The sequence below is a fragment of the Streptomyces sulphureus DSM 40104 genome (assembly GCF_000381025.1).
Lineage (GTDB): Bacteria > Actinomycetota > Actinomycetes > Streptomycetales > Streptomycetaceae > Streptomyces > Streptomyces sulphureus.
In genome coordinates this window covers 169,789-194,307 of sequence record NZ_KB905815.1, presented here as the reverse complement: position 1 = coordinate 194,307, position 24,519 = coordinate 169,789, and the positions used below count along the sequence as shown (strand labels likewise).

The window sequence follows — 24,519 nt, the reverse complement described above, 5'->3', positions numbered from 1 at the left end:
TCCGGCGTACGGCGACGAGCGCGGCGGCCCGCCGGAGCAGTCCCGGCAGGGCCTAAGCTGGCCGCATGAGTGGACACTTCGACGTGGTGGTGCTGGGCGCAGGGCCCGGCGGGTACGTAGCAGCCGTCCGCGCCTCGCAGTTGGGGCTGCGGGCGGCGGTGATCGAGGAGAAGTACTGGGGAGGTGTCTGCCTCAACGTCGGCTGCATCCCCTCCAAGGCGCTGTTGCGCAATGCGGAGATCGCGCAGATCGTCGGCGCCGAGGCGGACACCTTCGGCATCCGGGTGGAGGGCCGGGTCGGCTTCGACTACGGCGTCGCGTACGACCGCAGTCGCAGCGTCGCCGAGGGGCGCGTCAAGGGCGTGCACTACCTGATGAAGAAGAACAACATCACGGAGTACAACGGCCGCGGCACCTTCACCGACCAGCGCACCCTGCGCGTCACGGGAGAGGGAGTCGACGAGACCGTCACCTTCGACCACTGCATCATCGCCTCGGGCGCCACCACCAAGCTCCTGCCGGGCACCAGGCTCGGCGACCGCGTTGTCACCTACGAAGAGCAGATCCTCACCCGCGACCTTCCCGGCTCCATCGTCGTCGCCGGGGCGGGCGCGATCGGCGTGGAGTTCGCCTACGTGCTCCGCAGCTACGGCGTCGACGTCACGATCGTGGAGTTCCTCGACCGCCTCGTGCCCACCGAGGACGCCGAGGTCTCCAAGGAGTTGACGCGGCAGTACAAGAAGCTCGGAATCAAGCTGATGACGTCGACGAAGGTCGAGTCGATCGACGACACGGGCCCGAAGGTCCGCGTCACCGTCAGCAAGGACGGCCAGCAGCAGGTGCTGGAGACCGACAAGGTCCTCCAGGCGATCGGCTTCCAACCCCGCACCGAGGGCTTCGGCCTGGAGAACACCGGCGTGGCGCTCACGGAGCGCGGCGCCATCGACATCGACGGACGCGGACGCACCAACGTCCCGCACATCTTCGCCATCGGCGACGTCACGGCGAAGCTGATGCTCGCGCACACCGCCGAGTCGATGGGCGTCGTCGCGGCGGAGACGATCGCCGGCGCCGAGACGATGGAACTCGACTACACGATGATCCCGCGGGCCACCTACTGCCGCCCGCAGATCGCGAGCTTCGGCCACACCGAGCAGCAGGCACGCGACCTCGGCTACGACGTGCAGGTCGCGAAGTTCCCCTTCATGGCGAACGGCAAGGCCCACGGCCTCGCCGAGCCCGCCGGTTTCGTCAAGCTGATCAGCGACGGCAAGTACGGGGAACTGCTCGGCGGGCACCTCATCGGCCCCGAAGTCACCGAACTGCTCCCGGAGTTGACGCTGGCGCAGCAGTGGGACCTGACGGTCCACGAGGTGGCACGAAACGTCCACGCGCACCCGACGCTGGGGGAGGCCGTCAAGGAGGCGGTCCACGGCCTCGCGGGGCACATGATCAACATGTAGGGACCGCGCCGCCAGGTACCACGGCACAGCCCCCGGTCGACCTGCGTTCCCCGCGGGTCGACCGGGGACGGGACGCTGTCGTCCCGTCAGAACCGGGCGACCACGTCCACGATGCGGTGCGCTGCGTCGACGGCTGCTCGATGGTCCTGGGAGAAGTTCAGGCGGACCGACTCGGGGAAGTCTCCGAACTCCGGACCACGGGTGACGGTCACGGCCGCCTCTGTACGGAGTTGCCGCACGAGGTCGTCGATCCGACCCTTCGCGGTGGGCACGTCGAGGAACAGGTAGCTGCCACCTTCGGTGCGCCGGGTGCTGAGGTGGGCACTGGCGCTGAACACTTCGTGCAGGTCGTCCCTGATGCGAGCGTGCTCGGTGATCCGTTGTGCGAGCCAGCCGGGGGCTTCGGCGAGCCAGGGCTCCAGAGCTGCTTGCATGTATCCGGCTGTCCGCAGCGAGACGATGCCTTGCAACTGCTCCATGCGACCGATGATCTCGGACGGAGCGACCGCGACGCCGACCCGGCAGCCGGAGACGGACTCGGTCTTGGACGGGCCGATGAGGGTCAGGCAGCGCTCGCGGGCGTGTGCGCGGAGGTGCGTGAACGGCCGCTGGTCGAAGATCTGCCGGGAGTAGAGCTGATCCACGACGACGAAGGCGTCGAACTCGGCGGCGAGCCGCGCGATCGCCTCGATGTCGTCCGCTGTGTAGATCGCACCCGTGGGATTGTTCGGGTTGGAGAAGACGAGGAGCCGGGCCCCGTCCTGGAATGCCGTGCGGAGCTTGTCGAGGTCCAGCCGTGCGGGTTCGCCCTCCGCTGTGCGGTACGCCAGATCGACGGGTATCGGAGTGGCCTCGAGATATTCGACGATCTTGCGGTTGGCGAAGTAGTCGGGGGCGACGACGGCTACCTTGTCACCGCGTTCGACCAGCGCTGACAGCGCGAGGAACAGCCCGCCCTGCGTGCCGGGCGTGACGATGACTTCCCGGTCGGGATCGATCGGTGCGCCCGTGAAGGCGCCGAGTCGCTGTGCGACGAGTTCCCGTATGAACGTGTGCCCACGGTAGGGGGAGTAGGCGTAGCGGCCTCCGTCGCGCAATGCCGTGGTGACGGCGTCGATGACTTCGGGCGGTGGCGGAAACGCGCTGACGTCGCCGTGGGAGAAATCGACGTGGCGGAGGCCCTGGGCGACGTGACTCTGCTCCTGGCCAGGCGCGTGATCGGCGTTCATGCGCTGGAAACGGTAGGGGGCGGGCCAAGGGGCCACGGCCATGTCATCCATCCTCTCGACGGCTGTCGCCTGGTGCGCTGGAGCGGGACCCGCCCCGGCAGGGCCAGTCTGCTGTCACGGAGAGCCAATGTCAACATTCGACATTGACGTCGGTGGCATACTGCGGGCATGCGAACATCAGCTCCGATCGGGCCGGTGAGCACCCGCGGTATCGCCGTCGAGGCCGCTCACATGATCCGCGAGGCGATCATGAACGGAACCTTCCAGCCGGGGGAGGAGCTCAGGGAGGGTGCCCTGGCGGAGTCGCTCGCGGTGAGCCGCGGGTCCGTCAGGGAAGGGCTCTCGATCCTCGAGCGCGAGGGCATCATCCGTACCGGCTGGCACCGGCCCGCCACGGTGATCCCGGTGTCGCGCGAACACGCTGAGAACCTCTACCGGTTGCGTGCCGGGCTCGAGCGTATTGCCGCCCAGGGCGCGGCGGAACGTGCGCGGCCGGACTGCTTCGCTGCCGCGCTGGAGGGGCTGCGCTCGGCGGTGACGGACGGGACGACCCGCAGCGACGTGGTGCGTGCCGACCTCGAGTTCCATGACGCGGTGTACGACGTGGCGGAGAACGGACCCCTCGTCAGCGCCTGGCAGGCCATCCGTTCCCAGGTCCGCTTGTACCAGCTCGTGCGCAGCTCGGAGCCCGAGCGCGGGTACGACTCGTCGCTGGTCGTCGAGCACTCGCGGTACGCCGAGATCCTGACCAGCGGCGATGCTGGTGCCGCCGGCAGGTACGCCGAGCAGCATGTGGAGTCCGCGCTGGCAGGGCTGCTGGGGCGGCTGGGCGAGTAACGCGAGGTGCCCAGGGTGATGAAGTGGCGATCTATAAATGTTGACATTCAACGTTGACGGGCTGAGGGTGGTGCTCATCAAGCCCCGCCGGGAGCGCGGCTCCGTGTGGGGCCCGCTCCACGGGCTCCACACCCGCCCCCTCGCGAACCCAGTCGGATTGCGTCGGGCGGCTCAGGGGTGACGACGTCCAAAGGAGGACCATGTCGAGGTCCATCGATCTCATTGCTGACCTCGGCGAGGGGTACGGCGCGTGGACGATGACCGAGGACGACGCGCTGACACGGATCGTCTCGTCAGCGAACGTCGCCTGCGGCTTCCACGCCGGGGACCCCTCGACTATCCGGGAATCCGTCGCTCTGTGCGTCGAGCGCGGTGTTGCCGTGGGCGCGCATCCGAGCTTTCCCGATCTGCGGGGGTTCGGTAGGCGTCCGATCGAACTGCCGCCCTCGGAAATCGAGGCGGACGTGCTCTACCAACTCGGTGCGCTCGAGGCCTTTCTCCGACCTCGCGGGCATCGCCTGCATCACGTGCTTCCGCACGGAAGCCTGGGCAACATGACGGTGGTTCGCGAGGACTACGCTCGCGCCGTCGCCCGTGCGGTACGCGCCTTCGATCCGCACCTCACCGTGGTCTACCAGGAAGGCTGGATGATCCGCGCGGCCGAGGAGGAAGGGTTGCCGGTCGCGCGCGTCGGCTTCCCCGACCGTGCGTACAACGACGACGGCACTCTCGTTCGCCGGGCCCTCCCCGGTGCTCTCGTCGAGGACCCTCACGAAGTCGCGGAGCGTGCCGTTCGGATGGCCGTCGACGGGACCGTCACCACGGCATCGGGCACGACGCTCCGGTTGGCCTGCGACAGCATCCTCGTCCACGGGGACGGTCCGAGCGCCGTGTCCACGGCGTCCACCGTTCGTCGACGTCTCGAATCCGCCGGCGTGGAAGTCGCCGCGTGGTCCGGCCGTTAGGCCGCCTTTCTCCACCTTCCCAGAAGGGATCGCTGCTCATGAGCGATATCGAGCAGGACGTCGGATCGGCTCCGACGCAGGCGCCTCGGTCGAAATTCGGCGGCCGTGTGATGCCACTCATCGGTGCCATCGCGCTGATGGCGACCAGTGCCATCGGGCCGGGTTTCCTCACCCAGACGGCGACTTTCACCCAGCAGTTGGGCGCTGCCTTCTCCTTCGGAATCCTCATCTCGATTCTGCTGGATCTGGCCATTCAGATGAACGTGTGGCGCGTGGTCGGTGTTTCCGGGCTACACGCCCAGGAATTGGCGCAGCGCGTGCTTCCGGGGTCGGGAGTCGTCCTCAGCATCCTCGTGTTCGTCTGCGGATTCATTGCCAACATGGGCAATGTCGCGGGGGCGGGGCTCGGGCTCAACGTGTTGTTCGGCCTCGACTCCCGGTGGGGCGCGGTCATCACCACCGTGCTCGCGCTCGTCATCTTCGTGAACCGGTACTTCATCAAGGCCATGGATGCCACGATCATCCCGCTCGGGGTGATCATGATCGGGCTGACGCTGGTCGTCGCCGTCGTCAGCGCACCACCGGTGAACGAAGCCGCCCTGCAAACCGTCGTTCCGGAGCAGATCGACATCCTCGCGATCACCACGATTGTCGGTGGCACCGTCGGTGGCTACATCACCTATGCCGGTGCTCACAAACTGCTGGCGAGCGGGGTCACCGGACCTCGGCGGGTGCGCGAGATCGCGCGTACTTCGGCGGCGGGTGTCGTCGCGACCGGCGTGATGCGCTGGCTGTTGTTCCTCGCGGTGCTGGGCGTCGTCTCGACCGGGACCGTCCTCGACGTCACCGACAACCCGGCGGGCGACGCCTTCCAGGCGGCGGCCGGCGACATCGGATTCAAGATCTTCGGTGTTGTGCTGTGGGCCGCGGCGATGTCCTCGGTCATCGGTGCCTCCTTCACCTCGATCTCTTTCATCGAGACCTACTCGCGCCACGTCCGGGAGCGAAAGGGGCTGGCGGTCGCAGCGTTCGTCGTGGCGTGCTGCGTGGCTCTGCTGCTCGCCGGGCAGACCCCCGCCACCGTGCTCGTGTTCTCCGGAGGCTTCAACGGTCTGGTGCTGCCCCTCGGCTTCACCGTGACCATGTGGATCGCCTGGCGGCGGCGGGACCTCTTGCAGGGTTACCGCTACCCGCGGTGGCTCATCGTGGTGGGCGTCGTCGGCCTGGCTGTCTCGTGGGTGCTTGCGGTGCTCGCGTTCGAACCGGTCTTCGGGCTCCTGCAGTAGTACCCACTCGCTCGGAAGGAAGGACGATTTTCGATGGACAGCAAGACACAGCGCTCCCTCACCCCGGGAGAGGCACGGCAGAAGATCCGGGACGGGCACACCGACACCACGTCCGGATGGTCCGACGGCTGGGCGCAGGCCAACTTGTTGGCCGTCCCCCGTGCGCAGGCGTTCGATCTCATGCTCTTCTCGCAGCGCAATCCCAAGGCGTGTCCGCTGCTCGACGTGTTCGACCCGGGCGCCAAACGAAGCAGCAGGTTCCAGGGCGACATCACCACCGACGTGCCCGCCTACCGTGTGTACGAGCACGGGGAACTGGTCGAGGAGAGGACCGATGTCGCCGACCTTTGGCGCGACGACCTCGTTGCCTTCCTCTTCGGCTGCTCCTTCAGTTTCGAGCGGGCGTTGACGGAGGCCGGCATCGAGATGCGGCACACGCTGTCGGGGAGCACCGTGCCGATGTACCGGACGACGCTTCCCTGCGAGTCCGCCGGCGTGTTCTCCTCGTCGATGGTGGTCTCCATGCGGGGAGTTCCGCCTCACCGTGTTCCGGATGCTGTGCGGATCTGCGCGAGGTATCCGGCTGTGCACGGGGCCCCGGTGCACGTCGGAGATCCGAGCCTCATCGGCGTCACCGATCTGGAGAAGCCGGAATGGGGCGACTCGCCGGTTCTACAAGAAGGGGATGTGCCCGTCTTCTGGGCTTGCGGTGTGACACCGCAGGCTATGGTCATCGAATCCCGTCCGGAATTCGCCATCGCGCACGCGCCGGGCCGGATGGCCATCACCGACATCAACGAGTCCGAATTGATCACACCGTAGGGGGCGGTATGCACGGCGGGGTGGAGATCACCTCCCAGGGGGACGCTGCTGTCAGGGTGCGGTTCACCGAAGGCGATTCGGAGGAGCGTTGGAACGGCGTACGGCGTCTGGTGGCCTGTCTGCAGGAGCTCCGTCTTCCTGCGATCAGCGGGGTAGCGGCCACCTACGACTCCGCGCTGGTCGAGTTCGACAGCCTGAGCATCAGGCTGGAGGACCTCGAATCGGTGCTGGAGTACGCGGTCACGCGAGACGGCCGTACCGCAGCAACCACCGACGGCGAGCCGAGACGGTTCTCCGTCCCGGTCCGCTACGGAGGAGAACTGGGCCCCGATCTCGGCCTCGTGGCACAGCACTTCGGTGAGAGTGAGGACGACCTCATCGGGCTGCACAGTGCGAACTGGTACCTCGTGCGCTGTTTCGGTGCGCCGGCGGCGTCGCCGATGATGGACGGGCTGCGCGACGGCGTATCCGTTCCGCGTCGCAGTGACCCACGAGTGCGGGTGCCCGAGGGCTCGGTCGCGGTGGCAGGCGTGCAATCGTTGATCTACTCCGTGAGCGCGCCCGCGGGATGGCAGTTGATCGGACGCACCCCCGCCCGGCTTGTCTCCACCCGCCACGACCCCGTGTGCGCGTACCGTCCCGGCGACTTCGTGAGCTACTTCCCGATCAACGACGGCGAGTGGGCGAAGTACGAAGGGCTGAGCATGGAGGACTTCCGTGTCTAGAACGTCCGGCACGGCCACCGTCGTCGAGGCCACCTTCGCGGTCCTTCAGGACGCAGGCCGCCCGGAGGGAGCGTCCTGGGGCATCGCCGCCAACGGCGCGCTCGACCAGTTCGCCTACCACTACGGCAACGCCCTCGTCGGCAACCCGACCAGTCTGCCGTCGCTCGAGGCCACGATGACCGACCTGGTCGTCCGCTTCGACGAGGACTCTGTCGTGGCCGTCACCGGGGCGCGCGCCGAGGTGACGGTCGGCGGTCTTTCCGCACGGACGCACCAGGCCGTCGTCGTGCCCGCGGGGTGGGAACTCGCCGTACGGGACATCCGCGACGGCATGCGCAGTTACGTCAGTGTCTTCGGCGGATTCCACGGCGCGGACGCGTTCCTCGGCAGTGTCTCCCCGGACCGCACTCTCGGATTCGGCCTCGACCTCGTCCCCGGGACGACCCTGTCCTGCGGCGACGGGGATCGCCTCGACCTCTCCGGCCGGCAGTACGCCTTTCCCGAGTGCGCCCCGCCGCGCAACCCGCTGCTCGCCGAAGGAGAGCTCGGCGTTCTCCCGGGGGAGAGCCGTGACCTCTTCGAGGACCGGGCAGGCGAGTTGTTCGAGGGCGACTACGTCATGACCGACAAGACGGATGCGGTGGGAGCGCGCCTCGAAGGACGCGTACCCCGCCGCCTCGACGCGGGAGAGATCCTCTCCCGTGCGTTGCCGATCGGGTCGATCGAGGTCTCGGGCGGTAAGGAACTGCTCGTCCTGAACCGCGGACGGGGGCTGTCGGCCGGATACCCGGTGGTGGGAGTCATCTGCACGTCGTCGATGAACGCGCTCTCCCAGACCCGGCCGGGCGGCCCGGTGCGGTTCGTCCCGCTGACGATCGCCGACGCCCGTCGGCTGCGCGTCCGGGAGGCAGAGGCCGTCCAGTCGGTACGCGCACGCATGACCACGATCATTGACCCGCTGCGCGTCGCCACGTCGGAAGAACGGCGGCGCCGCGGAGGGAACGCGAGGTGAGGTGACGATGACACACCCCGAGTTGGAGGGGCTGCGGATCCCGTCCCCGCAGGGGCACTACCAGCCGGTCAGGCGCTGCGGGGCGGCCGTCGCGACCGCGGGGATGACTCCGCGTGCGCAGGGCGAGATGCGGTTCCCCGGCGTCGTCGGCGCCGACGTCGCGCTGGACGACGCACGGGAGGCGGCCCGGATCGCGGTGCGCAACGCGCTGCTGGCGCTCACGTTGGAGGACGAAGAGCTCGCACGCGTGCGGCTGCTCCGGATGACCGTGTACGTCGCTGCCGTCGCCGGGTTCCGCGACCACTCGCGCGTCGCCGACGCGGCGTCCGACGTGCTGGCCCGTGTGCTCGCCGAGCGCGGCGCGTGCGCCCGCTCGGCGATCGGCGTGGCCTCGCTGCCGAGCGGGGCATGCGTCGAGATCGAACTCACGGCCGCACTGGAGTGAGACCGGCCCGCACAGGGTGAACAGACGGCGGGGGCCGCGGCCCCCGCCGATGTCAGCGTCCGGACCCCGCGGGCTCCGGCACGCGCTCGGCGTCCGCCTCCGGGCCGTCCGCCGGCGCCTCGGGCGCGGGCGAGTCCGGCTCGGCGGCGGGCCCGGTGTACCGGCCGATCTTCGCCTTGCCCGGCATCCCGACGGCCGTGATCAGTGCGGCGAGGATGCTGATCCCCGCGGCGACGAGGAGCGCCGTGGTGAGCCCGTCCATCCACGCCTGCTGGGCCTCGGTGAGGAACCGCTCGGCCGCACGCGGCCCCGCCGTCTCGCGCAGCGCGGGGAAGACGCCGTGGAGCGCACCCGCGAGGCTGCTCTCCGCGACCTCCTTCAGCCTGTCCGGCAGTGCGACGACCGCCCCCGCGATCCCGGCCGCGTAGCCGGAGCTGAGGAGCGAGCCGAGGACGCCGATGCCGATCGTTCCGCCGAGCTCGCGCGAGGTGTCGTTCATCGCCGATCCCATGCCGGAGCGGTTCCGGGGGACGCTCGACATCAGCAGGTCGGTGGCGGGCGGCATCATCAGACCCATGCCGAGGGCTATGACGACCATCGGCAGCAGCACGGACCAGTAGCCGACGTGCGCGTCCCACTGGGTGCTGAGGAGGAACCCGACGCTCATGACGCCGAGGCCGGTCGTCATCGTCCAGCGAGGACCCCACTTGCGCACCAGCGTCGGCACCAGCGGCGCGAGGAGCATCATCGGGACCATCATCGGCAGCGTGAGCAGCGCCGACTTCAACTCTCCGTAGCCGAGGACGAGTTGGAAGAGCTGCGCGAGCGCGAACATCGAGCCGATCAGCGCGAAGAACGCGATGGTGCAGGCGACGGTGGAGATGCTGAAGACCGGGTTCCGGAAAAGCTTCAGGTCGAGCATCGGGTGCCTGACCCGGAGCTGCCACCAGACGAACAGGCCGAGTCCGACGACGGCGACGCCGATGGCGGCGAGAATCCACTCGTCGGTCCAGCCCTCCGAGGGGCCCTCGATGATCGCGTAGACGAGGCCCAGGATGCCGATCGTCGAGAGGAGGCCGCCCCACCAGTCGATCGGGGTGCGCTTCTCGTCCCGCGACTCGGGCGCGAGGAGCTGGTTGGCGAGCAGGGAGGCGGCGCTGAGCACCGCGCTGACGAGGAAGACCGACCGCCAGTCGAACTGCTCCAGGAGCACGCCGCTGAAGACGCTGCCGAGCCCGGCGCCGCCGCCCGCGACACCGGTCCAGATCGCGATCGCCCGTGCCCGCTCGCCGCGCGGGAAGACGTTGTTGATCAGGGAGAGCGTCGTCGGCATCACCAGCGCGGCGCCGATGCCCATCAGGCCGCGCATCGCGATGAGTTCGGCACCGGAGTCGGCCACTCCCGCGGCGTAGACGTTGACGAGGGTGAAGATCGCCAGGCCGGCCTGCATCACGCCCTTGCGTCCGTAGCGGTCGCCCACCGCGCCGCACGTGAAGAGGAGCGCGGCGAAGACGAGTGAGTACAGGTCGAGGACCCAGGTCTGCTGGAGCGTGTTGAGCCCGAGGTCGGCGCTCATGCCGGGCAGCGCGAGCGTGAGGCTGCCGTTGGCGAGCATCACCGTGAGGAGGCTGACGCAGAGCGCGCCGAGGATCTTCCAGCGCCGTGCGTAGACGCGCGGGTCGATGCCGTCGAGGTCGGGGGCGGTCTTCTCTTTCACCTTCTCCTCCGTGGCGTGGTGGTCGGTGCGGTTGCTGCCCGCGGCGCCTGCGGCGCGTTCGGTGGCGGGTGTGCGGGGGTCGGTCATCGTGCTCCTGGCAGTGGGCCGCCCTCGGGGCGGTGCGAGTCGGGGTGCGGGGCGTCCCGCGAGTGGTGCTCGGTGACCCGGCGCGTGCCGCCGGTGGGCGCCGGGCTAGGAGAGGAGGCTGCGGAGAGCCGAGACCGCCTCGTCGACGAGGGTGGCGAGGCGGCCCTCGTCGGGGTCCTCCTCGGCGAGCCACCTTTCGGTCGCGACCCGTAGCAGTGCCGTCGAGAGAGCCGCCGCCACCTGGGCGTCGACCGGGCCGCCCGTCCGTGCGCTGCGGTCCGCGACGGCTGCGACGAGCGATTCCTCGAAGGCGAGGAACCGCCTGTGCATCGGTGCCACCAGCTCGGGGTGGGCCGAGAGCAGCCGGTGGGTGTCGTGGATGTGGGTGCGCTGGTGCTCGGCGCCGCGCGCGTGCCCGACGAGGAGCCGCCGCAGTGCGTCCGACCAGGAGGGGTCGGGGTCCGCGGCGAACCGCTCCAACTCCTCCGCGCTCGGCGCCGGCGGCCCCGTCAGGAGCGCGTCCTCCTTCGCCGCGAAGTAGTTGAAGAAGGTTCGGCGGGAGACGCCGGCCGCCGTGGCGATCTCGTCGACCGTCACCGCCGAAGGGCCGCGCTCCAGGGCGAGTTCGAGTGCGGTGCGGGAGATCAGTTCGTGGGTCTGCTGACGGCGTGCGGCACGCAGGTCGCTCCGCTCGCTCTCCGTCACAGCCTCGTCCGTTCTCGTCCCGGGATTTCGTGCACCCGATGCACGCTCTGCACCGGGTGCAACGCTAACAGGGTCATGTGTGCGAAAACCGGGCGAGCGGGGTGTGCTTCGTCACGTCACGTCGCGCGTCCGCCGCGGGCCTGAACTGCCAATTCGCGCGCAGGTGTTGACATGTATGCGACGTCACTCTGTGATGGTTGCGCGGACGGCGGCTGTCGAGCAGGCCGGTTCCCGTCCCGCGGCAAGGCCCGTGTCCTGGGTGCGTGGCCGTCCTCGGGGCCGCCTCGGTGGCCCTTTCCCCCACAGGAAGGCACCCGCTCCATGCGTAAGAAGCGCTCCCTCCTCGCAGGGCTCGCCGCGACGGCGGCCCTCGCCACCGTCCCCTGGCTCACCGCCCCCGCCGACGCCGGCGCAGCGCAGGACCGAACGGACGGCAAGGCCGCCGCCGCGGCGGAGTTCGGCGACGAGTTCGACGGGGCGGCGGGCGACCCCGTCGACTCCTCCAAGTGGCGGCTGGACCCCGGCGACAACGAGAGCAACCACGAGCTCCAGTACTACACGGACGACACCTCCAACGCCCAGCTCGACGGCGAGGGCCACCTCGTCATCACGGCGAAGCGGGAGGCCAACGGTGAGCAGTGCTGGTACGGGCCGTGCGAGTACACCTCGGCCCGGATGAACACCGCGCAGACCTTCACCACGACGTACGGGCACGCCGAGGTCAGCGCAAAGATCACCAGGGGCCAAGGGATGTGGCCGGCCTTCTGGATGCTGGGAACGGACATCGGCGACGTCGGCTGGCCCGCCTGCGGCGAGATCGACGTCATGGAGAACGTCGGCAACGAGCCGGACACCGTCCACGGCACCGTGCACGGGCCCGGCTACTCGGGCGGTGACGGGGTCGGCGCCAGCTACCGGCTCCCCGACGGAAGCGACTTCGCCGACGACTTCCACACGTACGCGGTCGACTGGTCGCCGAACGAGATCACCTGGTCCGTCGACGGTGCGGAGTACCAGACGCTCACACCGGAGGACGTCGGCGGTGAGTGGGTCTTCGACCACGACTTCTACCTCATCCTCAACGTCGCCGTCGGGGGCGACTGGCCCGGCTCCCCCGACGAGGGCACCGAGTTCCCGCAGGAGATGGTCGTCGACCACGTGCGCGTCACCGGCGGAGAGTGATCCCCGGGCGCCCGGCACCGTGCCGGGCGCCCCTCCGGAGGCGCAGGGTGCGGTGTGGACCGGACTTCCTCGCGCCGCTGCCCAACTGGAGCGGTCGGGGACCAAGGACGCCGTCTTCGAGGGCAGGTCCTGACGACGGCGTGCCTTGCGCGTCCGGGACCGGGCACGGTGCTGCTCGGCCGTTTCCCGGCTTAGGGCGGGAAGTCGCGGTGTCCGGGGGCCTGTCAGTGGTCGTTCGTAGACTCGCGTGCGGGTGGGCATCGAGTGCGGTGTCCGTCCGTACGCAGAGGTGTACGGCGAGCAACGGCGGGAGGTGGCGGTATGGGCGTGCCCGAGGGCGTCGCCGCCGAGCTGGTCCGTTGCGCCGTCGTCTTCCTGCCCGAAGAGGTGCCGCGGCAGGGGCGGTTGGCGTTCTGGCGGCCCGGGGGCGAGGAGGTTCCGAGCGGTGCGGGCGAGGTCGTCGAGATCGGCGTCGCGGTCGCGTACGGCAGCGGGGTGCGGGTGCAGGAGGTGCCTGCGGTGCTGCTGCCGGTCTCCGAGGCCCTGCCCGTGCTGACGCGTGCGCGTGGCGCGCCCCACGCGCATCCGGCCGCGGCCTGCTGGGGCGCCGCCGCGCTGCACGCCCTCCAACTCGCCGCACGCGGAAGGCTCGCCCCCGGTCTCACCCCGCGGGCTCTCGACGCCTGGCACGCCAGGCCGTTCCCGGGCGCCGAGGGCGAGCAACTGCGCCGCACGGCCGCTGCCATGCCCGCCGAGGGCCACGCGGTCCCGGAGCCCGGCAGCGTCCCGCCGCGCCTCCCCGACCCGGAGGAGCTGCTCCGCGCCTTCCTCGACGCGGTGGCCGACACCCTCCCGCGCACCCCGGCGGCGCCGCTCGCCGCCGGGCTGCCGTTCGCGGCGGCCGAACCGCAGCGGCTGCCGGAGGCGCGCGGCTGGGCGCGCGAGGTCGCCGCCGTCGAGGAGTCCGGCGTCACGCTGGAGCTGCGGCTCGACCTCGGGGACGCAGCCGTCTTCGACGTCGGGGCAGCGGAGACGGCGGGCGCCGCCGTGGTCCAGCTACGCAGCAGGGCCGAACCCGCGCTCGTCGCGGACGCGGCCGAGGTGTGGGCCGGCGAGCGCGCCGAGCACTTCGGGCCGCGTGCCAGGGCCGCTGCGCTCGCCGAACTCCGCCGGGCGGCAAGGGTCTTCGCGCCCCTGGGGCGGCTGCTGGAGCGCTCGGTTCCCGACGTCCTCGCGCTCACCGAGGAGGAGGTGCAGGACCTCCTCGGCCGTGCAGGACGGCGGCTCCAGCGCGCGGGGGTGCACGTGCACTGGCCGCGGCGGACGGCGAAGGAGCTCTCCGCGCGCGTGGTCGTGCGGGCGACCGCGCCGGGCCCCGCCGTCGAGCGGGAACCGCTCCTGGAGCAGGGCGATTTCCTCGAGTTCCGCTGGCAGTTGGCGCTCGACGGCGAACCGCTGAGCGAGTCCGAGATGGACGCGCTCGCGGAGGCGCACCGCCCTGTGGTCCGCCTGCGCGACTCCTGGGTGCCCGTCGACGCGGAGCTCGTACGCAAGGCGCGAAAGCGCCAACTCGGGCTGCTGGAGCCGTCCGAGAGCCTCTCGGTCCTGCTCACGGGAGAGGTGGAGGTGGAGGGCGAGCCGCTGCCCGCCGTTCCCGAGGGCGCCCTGGCAGAGTTGCAGCGCCGCCTCACCGAGGAGCCTCCGCCGCTCCCGCAGCCGCCCGCGCTCCGCGCGACGCTCCGCGGCTACCAACTCCGCGGCCTCGCCTGGCTCGACCGCATGACCGGCCTCGGGCTCGGCGGCTGCCTCGCCGACGACATGGGGCTCGGCAAGACCGTCACCCTCATCGCGCTCCACCTGCACCGTGCCCACCCGGACCCGACCCTCGTCGTCTGCCCCGCCTCGCTCCTCGCCAACTGGCAGCGCGAGATCGCCCGCTTCGCGCCCGGCGAATCCGTCCACGTCTTCCACGGACCGGGGCGGAGTCTGCCGCCGGGCGGTCCCGGGCTCGTCCTCACCACCTACGCCACCCTCCGCAGCAGCGCCCCCGCGCTCTCCGGGCAGCGCTGGGGCCTGCTCGTCGCCGACGAGGCGCAGCACGTGAAGAACCCCCGCTCCGCGACGGCCCGCGCCCTCCGTTCCCTCCGCGCGCCGGCGCGCATCGCGCTCACCGGTACCCCCGTCGAGAACAACCTCTCCGAACTCTGGGCGATCCTCGACTGGACGACCCCCGGGCTCCTCGGCCCCCTCAAGACCTTCCGTGCGCGCCATGCCCGTGCCGTCGAGACGGGCGAGGACCCGGAGGCCGCCGAGCGCCTCGCCAGGCTCGTCCGCCCCTTCCTCCTCCGCCGCCGCAAGACGGAACCGGGGATCGCGCCCGAGCTGCCACCGAAGACGGAGACCGACCACGCGGCCCCGCTCAGCCGCGAACAAGCCGCCCTCTACCAGGCCGTCGTCCGCGAGACGCTCGACGAGATCTCCGCCTCCGAGGGGATGGCGCGCCGCGGCCTGGTGATGAAGCTCCTCACCTCGCTCAAGCAGATCTGCAACCACCCCGCGCAGTACCTCCGTGACGCGGCTCCCGGCACGGCCGCCCGCTCGGGCAAGCTCGAACTCCTCGACGAGCTCCTCGGTGCGATCCTCTCGGAGGGCGGCGCCGTCCTCCTCTTCACGCAGTACGTCGCGATGGGCCGCCTTCTCCTGTCGCACCTGGAACAGCGGGGCGTGGCAGCCCGCTTCCTCCACGGCGGAACGCCCGTCGAGGAGCGGCAGCGGCTCGTCGACGAGTTCCAGGACGGCCGGGTGCCGGTCTTCCTGCTCTCCCTGAAGGCCGCGGGCACGGGCCTCAACCTCACCCGCGCCTCGCACGTCGTCCACTACGACCGCTGGTGGAACCCCGCCGTCGAGGAGCAGGCGACCGACCGTGCCCACCGCATCGGCCAGCAGGGCCGTGTCCAGGTGCACCGGCTCATCACCGCGGGCACCGTGGAGGAGCGCGTCACCCGACTCCTGGAGGGCAAGCGGCAGTTGGCCGAGTCGGTCCTCGGCAGCGGCGAGGCCGCGCTCACCGAACTCGACGACGCCGACCTCGCGGACCTGGTGACCCTCAGCGGCGGCCCCCAGCGGTACGAGCCCGGCTGGCCGGGCGTCCGGACCGGCGGTGCGGGGGCTCCGGCTCGCGGGCGGGGCGCCTGATGGTCTCGGAAGCCGGCCCGCGTACGCTGCGCACGCCCCAAGCCGGCCCCACGGCAAGGGAGTTCGACACGGGGAGCGGTGCGGGCGCCTGGCTGGCGGCGATGGCGGAGGGCGCGGAGGACCCCGGGCGCCTGGAGCGCGGAAGGCGCTACGCGCGCGAGGGGAACGTCGGCCCCGTCACCGTCGCGCCGGGGGCTGTCTCCGCGTCGGTGCGGGGCAGCAGGACGCGCCCCTACGCGGCGCGGGTGCGCCTGCCCGTGCTCGCCGACGCCGCCTGGGGGCGGCTGCTCGACGCCCTCGCTGCCGAAGAGGCCCGCTCCTCGGCCTTGTTGGTCCGCGGTGCCGCCTCGGCGGCGGCGCACGGGGCGCTCGCCGAGGCGGCGCAGGAGGCGCAGGTCGGGCTGCTGCCCGAGCCCGGTGAACCCGTCCCCGCCTGCACCTGCCCCGACCGCGGCCGCCCGTGCAAACACGCCGCCGCCCTCTCCTACCAGACGGCCCTCCTGCTCGACGAGGACCCGCTCCTCCTCCTGCTCCTCCGCGGTCGTCCGGAGACCGAGGTGCTCGACGACCTGGCCTGGCGTGCCCCTTCTCGCGCGCCGGGCGCCGCCCGGCAGCGTCGTCCGGGCGTGAGCGCCCGCGCGGCGCTCGCCACGGGGATACGGCCCCCGCTGCCGCCCGTCGAGCCGCTTCCTCCGGCGCCGGCACGTATCGAACCACCGTCGGCGGAGGGCTCGGGCGCGCCGGACGCCGAGGTGCTCGCCTTCCTCGCCACGTCGGCGGCGGCCCGCGCCTGGGAACTGCTCGACGAGGCCCAACAGCCGTGCGACGGCCCGCCGGTCGCCGAGCCCCGGCGGTCGGCTGCGCAGGCCGGCGGGAACCGGTCCTCGCCGCCGGGGAGCCGTACCACGGCGGCGGCCGTATCCGCCGGGCAGCTTTCCGTCTGGGACGACGCCGTCCGACTCGCGGCTACCCACCCGGACTTCACGGGACGGGGCACTTTCAGCCGCAGGTTCGCCGCGCTCGCGCACGCGGTGGGGACCGACGCACGCGGCCTGGCCCGCGCCGCCGCCGCATGGCGGCAGGGCGGACAGCTCGGCCTGCGCCTCCTCGAGGCGGCATGGGAGCCCCCGGCGGGCGGCTTCGACCGGGCACGCGGCGCGCTCGCGGCGGCCGGCCTGCCCCGCCTGGCGATCGAAGGCAACCGCCTCACCGACGAGGCCGGCGGAGTGCAGCTCCGCTACGCCGCCGACGGCCGCTGGTACCCGTACCGAGCCGGCCCCGACGGCGAGTGGTGGCCGGAGGGCGCGGCGGACGCGGACCCGGCGGCCGTGCTCCGCGGCCTGCTGGAGAGCTGACGGCACCGGCTGACGGGGCGGGCACGCGACGGACTCCCGAGAGGCCCACGAAACTGCGCTGGTCCCCCCGCGCATACGGCGGCCGGACGGCCGTGCCGAGGCGGGTTTGCCGCCGCGCCCGCTGCGCAACCCGGGCACCGCGCGCCACCGCTGTCCGGGGCGCGCGCGCTGCACGGCAAGAGACGGAGGCGACGATGACCACAGCGGTGAACGACCTGCTCGAAGCGCATCCGGCACCGGCGGAAGTGGACAGGGGGGCGCTGGCGGCGTGCATCGAGGAGTGCATGGCGTGTGCCCAGGCGTGCACCGCCTGCGCGGACGCCTGCCTCGCCGAGCAAGAGGTGGGCACGCTGCGACGCTGCATCCGCACCGACGCCGACTGCGCCGACCTGTGCGAAACCACGGGCCGCGTCCTCTCCCGCCAGGCGACCGTCGACATCGACGTCGCCGGCGCCGTCCTCCGCGCGTGCGCCGCGGCCTGCTCGGCCTGCGCGCAGGAGTGCGAGCAGCACGCGTCGATGCACACACACTGCCGCCTCTGCGCCGAACGCTGCCGCACATGCGAGGCAGCGTGCCGCCGACTGCTCGACTCGCTCGCGGACGGCTGACGCGCGACGGCCTCTGCGGCAGAGGCAAGCTCCACCAACTGGTGGGCTGCACAACGGGTTTCGGGCTGCCGCGTCCGCGGCGGGCACATCCGTCCGCGTCGATCCGTACGGCGCACTCGCAGCAGCCGTGAACCCGGGAGAAATGCGGCACAATCCCCGAGCCTCGGAGGGCGCGTGCACGGTGGTTCCGCTTCGTTTTGGTGGAGCGGCTGACGCTCAATAAGATCCGCAAATGATCATAGGAAGACGGGCGGCGACGGTCCTCACAGGACTGCTCGCCGCCGCCGTTGTGGGCCTCGTGCCGACGAACGCAGCGGCCGACGACCCCGAGCCCGAGCAGGGCAGCACCCCACCGCCCAAGGTCGAACTCGTCCTGGACGTCAGCGGATCGATGCGGATCAAGGACGTCGGCGGCCAGTCCCGCATGGCGGCGGCCAAGCACTCCTTCAACGAGGTCATCGACGCCGTCCCCGACGACGTCCACCTCGGCATCCGTACGCTCGGCGCCGATTACCCGGGAGAGAGCAAGCGGCTCGGCTGCCGCGACTCCAGCCGCCTCTACCCCGTCGGAGAGGTCGACCGCACAGAGGCGAAGGCCGCGGTCGCCACCCTCACCCCGACGGGTTGGACGCCCATCGGGTACGCGCTGCGCGGCGCCGTCAAGGACCTCGGCGACGACGAGGGGCAGCGGCGCATCGTCCTCATCACGGACGGTGAGGACTCCTGCGGGCAGCCCGACCCCTGTGACGTCGCCCGCGAGTTGGCGGCGACGGGTACCAGCCTCACCGTCGACACGCTGGGTCTCGCCGCCGACGCCAAGGTCCGCGACCAACTCGGCTGCATCGCAGAGGCCACCGGCGGCACGTACACGGCCGTCCAGGACCGGGGCCAACTCTCCGACCGGCTCAACCAGTTGGTGCGCCGGCCGGCGTCGGCGCCGGCCGCGGACCCGACGCAGGTGGACGGCGCCGAGGAGTGCAGCAAGGCCCCCGTCGTCGGCGCCGGTCTGTACGCCGACCGTGCGGGCTTCGGGCAACACCGTTGGTACCGCGCCGAGTTGGAGCCCGGGCAGGAGCTGCGGGCTTCCGCCGCGGTCTCCGCGGACCGGGCGGTGGACGGCGACTGGGGGCTCCAGGTACGGGCCGTCACCGAGCAGGGCAGGGAGTTGGTGCGCGGCGCCGAATCGGGGAGCGGACGCACCGACGCCGTCTCCACCGGTCTGCGCTACCCGTGGGACGGGGAGGAGGACCGCACCGTCTGCCTGGAGGTGGGGCACGCCTTCTCGGCGCCAGCCGGGGTGAAGCGTGCGCCGGGGCTGCCCGTCGAGCTCACCGTCGACATCGTCGACGCGCCGGGGTCCTCGGGCGACACCGCCTTCTTCGGCCTCGCACGCGGCTGGGTGCCGCTGGTGCTGATGGGCGTCGCCGGACTCGTCGGCGGCGTGCTGTTCGGCTGGGTCAGCCGGCTGCGTGCTCCGGCAGGGAGGGTCAACTGATGTTGCGCACAAGGAGTTTCACGACGGCGGCGCTGGTCGGGCTGCTGCTCCTCACCGGTGCCGGCGCGGCGTGGGCCGACGACCCTTCGGACGGTCCCGGCACGTCCGCCTCTCCCGACGCGGACGGCAGCGAGGACCCCGCAGAGGCCGGCACTGACTTCCGCACCGCGACCCTGCTGGAGCAGGGGCAGCACGGGACCGCCGACGCCTCCACGGGCGACTACCTCTACTGGGTCTTCCCGGCGGCCGCGGGTGAGGCCCCGAGGGTCCGCGCCACCGTCGACCTGCCGTCCGGCTCGGAGCGCACGGGGCCCGTCACCTGGCAGCTCGACGTCTACGACGGACTGCGCCGCCGCCAGGCGTGTCCCGCGGGGACACCCACGAAGACGGCACCACCGCAGACCGAGCAGCTCACCCTCGGCTGCCGGCTCCGCACCATCCAACCTTGGGCGGAGACGTGGGCCAACGACCCGCTCTCCGGGGCGTATTACGTGCGGCTGACGGCGGTCCGGCTGCCGGAGAAGGACCGCGGACTGCCGGTGCGGGTCGAGGTGGAGACCGAGGCCGAGGCGGCGAGCGGCGCGCGCAGGGGCGGCGGCCGGCTCGGTGCTCCGCTGGTGCCGACCGTGGAGGCGGGCGCCGTCGGGGAGAAGCAGGACGGGCAGGACGACGCCGACACGTCGCAGGACGAGGGCACTTCTGCGGAGTCCTCCGAGCCCCCTGAGCAGAAGACGCTCGCGCTCCAGGAGCCGGAGAGCGGGTGGACGGGGAGCTGGTGGTCCGACCGCTGGGCGTGGACCGGCGGCGGCGCACTCCTCGCGGCGCTCGCCGGCATCGGCGGCTACCGGCTGACGCGGAGGCGCTGAGCGGTGCGGCGGTCGGCTTCCCCGTCGGGCCGACCGCCGCCTGCCCAACCGCCGTCCCCTCTTCCGGAGTTGCAGGCGGTCGCTCCCGCCGCGGGCAGCACGGAGCCCTGGCGGCCGCTCGGATTGCCCGGCGCCGGTACGGGGCAATCCCATCGGTGACAGCCTGCCCCCCGCCCTCCGCGCCGGCGCCGCCCCGTGGCGGGCGCCGGTGGCCCGGACGGGTTACGGTGGGCTTCCATCGGGGCTGGAGGGCGAGTTGGGGGCTTCCGAAGTGGGCGAAACAGGCGAGAGCAGGGGGCCGGTCCTCTCCGGCAGCGTCGAAGGCCCGGCGGTGCTGGCGCGCGACATCTCCGGCGGGGTCCACTTCTCGCAGCCGCCGCCCGTGCCGCTCGAAGTGCCGCTGCCCGGGCCCGTCTTCAAAGACCGGGACGCCGAACGCGCCGACCTGAAGCGCCACCTCGTCCAACAGGCAGAGCGTCCGCGGCAGGTGCGTATCTCGGTGGTGCACGGCCCGCCGGGCGCCGGCAAGACGGAGCTGAGCCGGCGCTGGGCCGCGGACACCCGCGACAGCTTCCCCGGCGGCCAACTCCACGTCGACTACGCCGACTTGCGGGCGTATCGCCCGATCGGCGGCGACGTTGCGGAGGCGCTCCGCGAGTGCCTCAGGGCCACGGGCGTCGAGGACGCACACCTGCCGGGCGAACTCCACGCCCTCGCCAAGCTCTTCCGCACCCGGACCAGCTCCCGCCCCGTCCTCGTCGTCCTCGACTCGGTCACCCACCCGGCGCAGGTGCGTCCGCTGCTGCCGGGCGCGGAGGGCAGCGCGGTCCTCGTCGCCGGGCGCCGCCTGGAGGAGCTCTCCGACCTCGACGACGCGCACGCGGTGCAGTTGACGCGGCTCGACGCCGCGGACGGCCTCCTCCTCTTCGCCGCGTGGAGCGGCGACCGGGACGTCGCCGAGCGCGAGCCGGAGGCCGCTGCCGCGGTCGTCGCGGCCTGCGCAGGGCTGCCGCTCGCCCTGCGGATCGCGGGACGCAAGCACCACAAGCAGCGCAGACGTCGGCAGCTCGCCGAGCTGGCCGCCGAACTCGCCGACGAGCGGCGGAGGTTGGCCGCTCTGACAGTCCGAACCACACACGGGGAGCACGCTTTGTCCGCAGCATTCGCCCTCGCCTACGAGGGGCTCACGGCGGAGGAGGCCCGGCTCTACCGGCTGCTCGGCCTCTACCCCGGCAAGAGCGCAGACGTCGGCACGGTCGTCTGCCTCTCGGGGGCCGACCCCGAAACGGCGGAGGACCTCCTCTACGCGCTGGAGGACGCCGCCCTGGTGGAGGAGGGGGCGGACGGCCGCTTCCGCTTCCACGAACTCGTCGGGCTGCACGCCCGCGAGTGCGCCGAGCAGGAGGAGAGCGCCGCCGAGCGCGAGGCGGTACTGGAGCGCTGCGTCGACTACTACATGACGGGCGCCGCCTTCGCCGACCTGGCGATCTTCGGCGACCGGCTCCGCCTCGGCGGCGACGCGGCCCACAGGGCGGGCGCGGCCAACCCGTTCCAGGGCACCAACGCCAGGCGGGCGGCGCTCGCGTGGCTCCGCGCCGAGCGCTCCGACGCGCTCGCCGTACTCCAGGCCGCCGCCCGGCACGGGGGCATGCACCGGCAGGTATGGCAGCTCGCCGAGTCGCTCACCGCGCTCTACCTCAACACCCGTTACCTCGGCGACTGGTTGGCCGCCTGCCGTCTCGGCGCCACCGCGGCCGCCGCGGACGACCGACCCGACGCGGAGGCGCGGCTTCGCGCGCTGCTCTCCCGACCGCTCTGCGACAGCGGCGAGTTGGCCGAGGCCCGTGCCGAACTCGATGCGGCCCTGAACTGCGCGGGCCGGACGACGAACCTCCTTCTGCGCGCCTCCGTCCAGGAGTTCGATGGTCGGTACTGGGACCTCGTCGACGCACAGCGCGCCATCTCCTCGTACGAGCGTGCCCTGGAGCTCAACATCGAGGCCGAGCACGCGCACGGCAACGAGGAGGCCGAGCATGCGCGCGGCACGGCCATCGCCCGCTTCTTCCTCGGCGGCGCGCTCGCCTCGTCCGGCCAACGCGAACGCGCCCTCGCCGAGTTGGAGGCCGCGGAGGAGAGCTTCCGCCGACTCGGCGACGACCGTATGGCGGCGCGCGCACTCGCCTCCGAGGCCGCCGTCCACGCCGCCCTCGACGCCCCGGAGACCGCGCTCGCGGCCTACCGGCAGGCCGCCGAAGAGCTCCGCGCCTGCGAGGCCCACCACTACGAGGCCGGCGTGCTGCGCGCCCTCGCACGTCTCGAGGACCGCGCCGGCGAGTCCGCGACCGCACGCGAGCTGAGGCTGAGGGCGCTCGCCCTCTACGAGGAGAGCGGTAATCCGCTCGCCGAGGAGGTGCGCGAGGAGCTCGGTTCCGGGGCGAACGGTGAACCGGCGGGGGACCGGGCCGCGGTGGTGGAAGGGTGAGAAACTCGGCGCTGGGCGAAGAGTCGTTGAGCGCTGGGGCCGCCGCTGCCCGTGTCCGAGTCGATGTGGCGGTGGTGAGGGACGTCCGTCACCGGCGGTCGGCCGTTGTCAACTGACCGTACTGTGGCGGTCGATCGCTGAGGGGAGTCCTCGTGCGGCGGCGATCGGTCGCTGATGCGACTCTTCGGGCGACGGGCGGTCGCCGTTGCAACTCTCCGCATAGTTGCGGCGCTTGGGCCGCCCGCTTCCTGCCGCTGTGTCGGCGGACCACCGACCCACGGGCCGATACACGCACCGGAGACCTACTCGGGACTCCGGGACCACTCCGACCAGCTCTCCACGCGCACGCACAACTCGTCGCCGCTCGGCGAAAGTTGCCCCTCCCCGTAACTGACCCGTACCTCGGCCCCCTCGAGCGAGCGACGGCCCCGCACGAGTGCATAGACCACTGCGGCCGGAACACCGACGTCGGGCACCCGGGCTCGCACAGCCCGTACCACCGCGGCGCCGCTTCCCCGTACCCCCACCAGCCACGTGCCGGAGTCCACCGCGGCGGCGGCGAGTACGGCGCCCGGAGAGGTGTCGAGCGTGTGCCGGGCCCATCGTGCCGCCGCCGCGCAATCCTCGTAACCCTCCGAGGCGAGGAGGGCGGAGGCGCGTTGGCGCAGCCCGTCGTCCCGCTCGTCCTCGCGGCACGCCAGGTGCGTGACGGCTGCCTCCACGACGGGCGGTTCCGGTGCCGCCGCGTTGCGCGTGACCTCCAGGCGCATGCCGTCCCGCCCCGTCCAGGCGGTGCGCACTACGTGTGCGCGCACCTCGGGCAGCGGCTCGGCGGGCGGCGCAGGGGCCAACACCCTGGCAGGCGCGTCGGGTTCGTCGAGGCGGAGCAGGTCGTAGACGGTTCTGCGCAGCCGTCTGGCCGAATCGCCGGGCCAGGCGAGCGCGTTGGCGGCCACCTTGCTCAACTGCTCGGTGTCCGCGCGCAGGGCGCTTGTCACCTGCGGAAGCAGCGGCGCGGAGTGGTCCAACCTGGCGGCGCAGGCGCCCAGTTCGGCCAGCGGGGTGTCCGGCACGGCCTCCGAGCCGAACGCGGCGAGGAGTGTGGGGACGCCGAGTGCCGCCGCGTAGAACGTCACGGAGCCGTGGTCTCCGACGACGAGGTCGGCGGCGAGCAGCGCACTCTGCCACCCGTCCGAAGGCGCAGGATCGACGAGGAGGAGCCCCGCCTCACGGGCCGAGGAGAGCAGGGAGCGGAGGCGCCAACCGCCGTGCCACGCCGTGACGTTGGGGTGGACGACGAGCGCGCAGCGGTACGCGTCGTAGGGCAGCTCGGAAGCGGCGCGGGCCGGCAGTTCCGGATGGCTGCCGAGGAGCGACTCTCCGCGCCAGGTCGAGGTGAACACCACGAGCCGCTGGTCCTCGCGCACTCCGAGCGCACGTCTGTAGTGCCCGCGCAGCCGGACGCCTGCGAGCAGCCGGTCGAGCGCCGGATCTCCGATCCGGACGGTCCGCCCGCGCGTCGCGGAGTGGAGGGCGGCCAACTGCCGCTCCTGGTCGGGGTGGGAGACGGCGAGCCGTGCGCGCCCGCTCAGCAGCAGCGCTTCGGGGACCACCCCGGATATCCGCTCGGCCGAGGACCGGGAGTCGGGGACGTGCTTGTGGAAGCCGACGCCGTGCGGGAGGACGAGTACGGGCGCGGTGGAGTTCCCCACGAGGTCGGCGTTCTCCGTCGCCGTCACGATCAGGTCGCAGTCGATCTCGTGCAGTTGGGAGAAAGGCAGGCTCCGTGCTTCTTCGGCTGCGAGGAGCTCGGGGATGCCGGAGGAGAAGGCCGAGGTGTTGTCGCGCGCGAAGACGACGTCCACACGCGGATCGTCGCGCAGAACCGGAGCCAGCGCATCGAGCACCCGCACCGTCGACGTGACCGTACGGGCCACCGCCACCACGGTCCTCGCCCCCGCAAAGGTGCGCCACCTCGCCGCGTCCGCGCCCCCGGGCAACCCCCTTCCCGGCTCCCGGCTCCCGGCTCCCGGCTCCCGGCTC

General features: G+C 72.0%; 19 protein-coding genes. 15 read left to right on the top strand and 4 right to left on the bottom strand.

Features of this window, described 5'->3' with window-relative positions; all coding sequences use genetic code 11:
• Positions 1-65: 65 nt before the first annotated feature.
• Positions 66-1,463, top strand: coding sequence for a dihydrolipoyl dehydrogenase (gene lpdA, locus F603_RS0108945; RefSeq protein ID WP_019545668.1), 1,398 nt, complete (start codon positions 66-68; stop codon positions 1,461-1,463).
• An 86-nt stretch (positions 1,464-1,549) separates the two neighbouring features.
• Here lpdA and F603_RS0108940 read toward each other — a convergent pair whose 3' ends face one another.
• Positions 1,550-2,692 carry a pyridoxal phosphate-dependent aminotransferase gene (locus F603_RS0108940; RefSeq protein ID WP_245600732.1) on the bottom strand — a complete coding sequence of 381 codons (1,143 nt, stop codon included), beginning with the start codon at positions 2,690-2,692 and terminating at the stop codon, positions 1,550-1,552.
• 168 nt (positions 2,693-2,860) lie between these two features.
• Here F603_RS0108940 and F603_RS0108935 point away from each other — a divergent pair, with 168 nt between their 5' ends.
• The 7 genes from F603_RS0108935 to F603_RS0108905 all read left to right on the top strand — a co-directional run bounded on the left by F603_RS0108935 (position 2,861) and on the right by F603_RS0108905 (position 8,784).
• Positions 2,861-3,529 (top strand): GntR family transcriptional regulator, encoded by a 669-nt coding sequence (locus F603_RS0108935; RefSeq protein WP_026328255.1) that lies wholly within the window; start codon positions 2,861-2,863, stop codon positions 3,527-3,529.
• 200 nt (positions 3,530-3,729) lie between these two features.
• Complete coding sequence (locus F603_RS0108930; RefSeq protein ID WP_019545665.1) at positions 3,730-4,494, top strand: LamB/YcsF family protein; 765 nt, start codon at positions 3,730-3,732, stop codon at positions 4,492-4,494.
• 38 nt (positions 4,495-4,532) lie between these two features.
• Complete coding sequence (locus F603_RS0108925) at positions 4,533-5,780, top strand: NRAMP family divalent metal transporter (RefSeq protein ID WP_019545664.1); 1,248 nt, start codon at positions 4,533-4,535, stop codon at positions 5,778-5,780.
• A 33-nt stretch (positions 5,781-5,813) separates the two neighbouring features.
• Positions 5,814-6,602 (top strand): putative hydro-lyase, encoded by a 789-nt coding sequence (locus F603_RS0108920; protein ID WP_019545663.1) that lies wholly within the window; start codon positions 5,814-5,816, stop codon positions 6,600-6,602.
• 20 nt (positions 6,603-6,622) lie between these two features.
• Positions 6,623-7,327: a 5-oxoprolinase subunit B family protein gene (locus F603_RS0108915; RefSeq protein WP_245600731.1), complete on the top strand. Its 705-nt coding sequence runs from the start codon at positions 6,623-6,625 to the stop codon at positions 7,325-7,327.
• Entirely contained in the window at positions 7,320-8,339 is a 1,020-nt protein-coding gene (locus F603_RS0108910) for a 5-oxoprolinase subunit C family protein (protein WP_019545661.1), read from the top strand. Before F603_RS0108915 ends, F603_RS0108910 begins: the two co-directional genes overlap by 8 nt.
• Positions 8,340-8,346: 7 nt before the next feature.
• Positions 8,347-8,784, top strand: a complete 438-nt coding sequence (locus F603_RS0108905) for a RidA family protein (RefSeq protein ID WP_019545660.1) — start codon at positions 8,347-8,349, stop codon at positions 8,782-8,784.
• A 52-nt stretch (positions 8,785-8,836) separates the two neighbouring features.
• On the opposite strand, the gene F603_RS0108900 is transcribed toward F603_RS0108905, so the two are convergent.
• Both F603_RS0108900 and F603_RS0108895 read right to left on the bottom strand, forming a co-directional pair.
• Positions 8,837-10,588, bottom strand: coding sequence for an MFS transporter (locus F603_RS0108900; RefSeq protein WP_019545659.1), 1,752 nt, complete (start codon positions 10,586-10,588; stop codon positions 8,837-8,839).
• A 105-nt stretch (positions 10,589-10,693) separates the two neighbouring features.
• Positions 10,694-11,293, bottom strand: coding sequence for a TetR/AcrR family transcriptional regulator (locus F603_RS0108895; protein WP_019545658.1), 600 nt, complete (start codon positions 11,291-11,293; stop codon positions 10,694-10,696).
• Positions 11,294-11,614: 321 nt separating this feature from the next.
• Between F603_RS0108895 and F603_RS0108890 the strand changes: the two genes are divergently transcribed.
• From F603_RS0108890 to F603_RS0108860, 7 genes are all read left to right on the top strand, one after another.
• Positions 11,615-12,475 carry a glycoside hydrolase family 16 protein gene (locus F603_RS0108890; RefSeq protein ID WP_019545657.1) on the top strand — a complete coding sequence of 287 codons (861 nt, stop codon included), beginning with the start codon at positions 11,615-11,617 and terminating at the stop codon, positions 12,473-12,475.
• 321 nt (positions 12,476-12,796) lie between these two features.
• A complete protein-coding gene (locus F603_RS0108885; protein ID WP_019545656.1) occupies positions 12,797-15,670 on the top strand; it encodes a DEAD/DEAH box helicase in 2,874 nt (957 codons plus the stop codon).
• Positions 15,670-17,025, top strand: coding sequence for an SWIM zinc finger family protein (locus F603_RS0108880; protein WP_019545655.1), 1,356 nt, complete (start codon positions 15,670-15,672; stop codon positions 17,023-17,025). Before F603_RS0108885 ends, F603_RS0108880 begins: the two co-directional genes overlap by 1 nt.
• Before the next feature lie 194 nt (positions 17,026-17,219).
• On the top strand, positions 17,220-17,633 hold the full coding sequence (locus tag F603_RS0108875; protein WP_019545654.1) for a four-helix bundle copper-binding protein: 414 nt from the start codon (positions 17,220-17,222) through the stop codon (positions 17,631-17,633).
• A 232-nt stretch (positions 17,634-17,865) separates the two neighbouring features.
• Positions 17,866-19,128: a VWA domain-containing protein gene (locus tag F603_RS0108870; protein ID WP_019545653.1), complete on the top strand. Its 1,263-nt coding sequence runs from the start codon at positions 17,866-17,868 to the stop codon at positions 19,126-19,128.
• Entirely contained in the window at positions 19,128-19,994 is an 867-nt protein-coding gene (locus F603_RS0108865) for a hypothetical protein (protein ID WP_019545652.1), read from the top strand. Before F603_RS0108870 ends, F603_RS0108865 begins: the two co-directional genes overlap by 1 nt.
• A gap of 256 nt (positions 19,995-20,250) precedes the next feature.
• Complete coding sequence (locus tag F603_RS0108860) at positions 20,251-22,476, top strand: P-loop NTPase family protein (RefSeq protein ID WP_245600730.1); 2,226 nt, start codon at positions 20,251-20,253, stop codon at positions 22,474-22,476.
• A gap of 302 nt (positions 22,477-22,778) precedes the next feature.
• Here F603_RS0108860 and F603_RS31880 read toward each other — a convergent pair whose 3' ends face one another.
• Complete coding sequence (locus tag F603_RS31880) at positions 22,779-24,419, bottom strand: hypothetical protein (protein ID WP_019545650.1); 1,641 nt, start codon at positions 24,417-24,419, stop codon at positions 22,779-22,781.
• Positions 24,420-24,519: the final 100 nt, after the last annotated feature.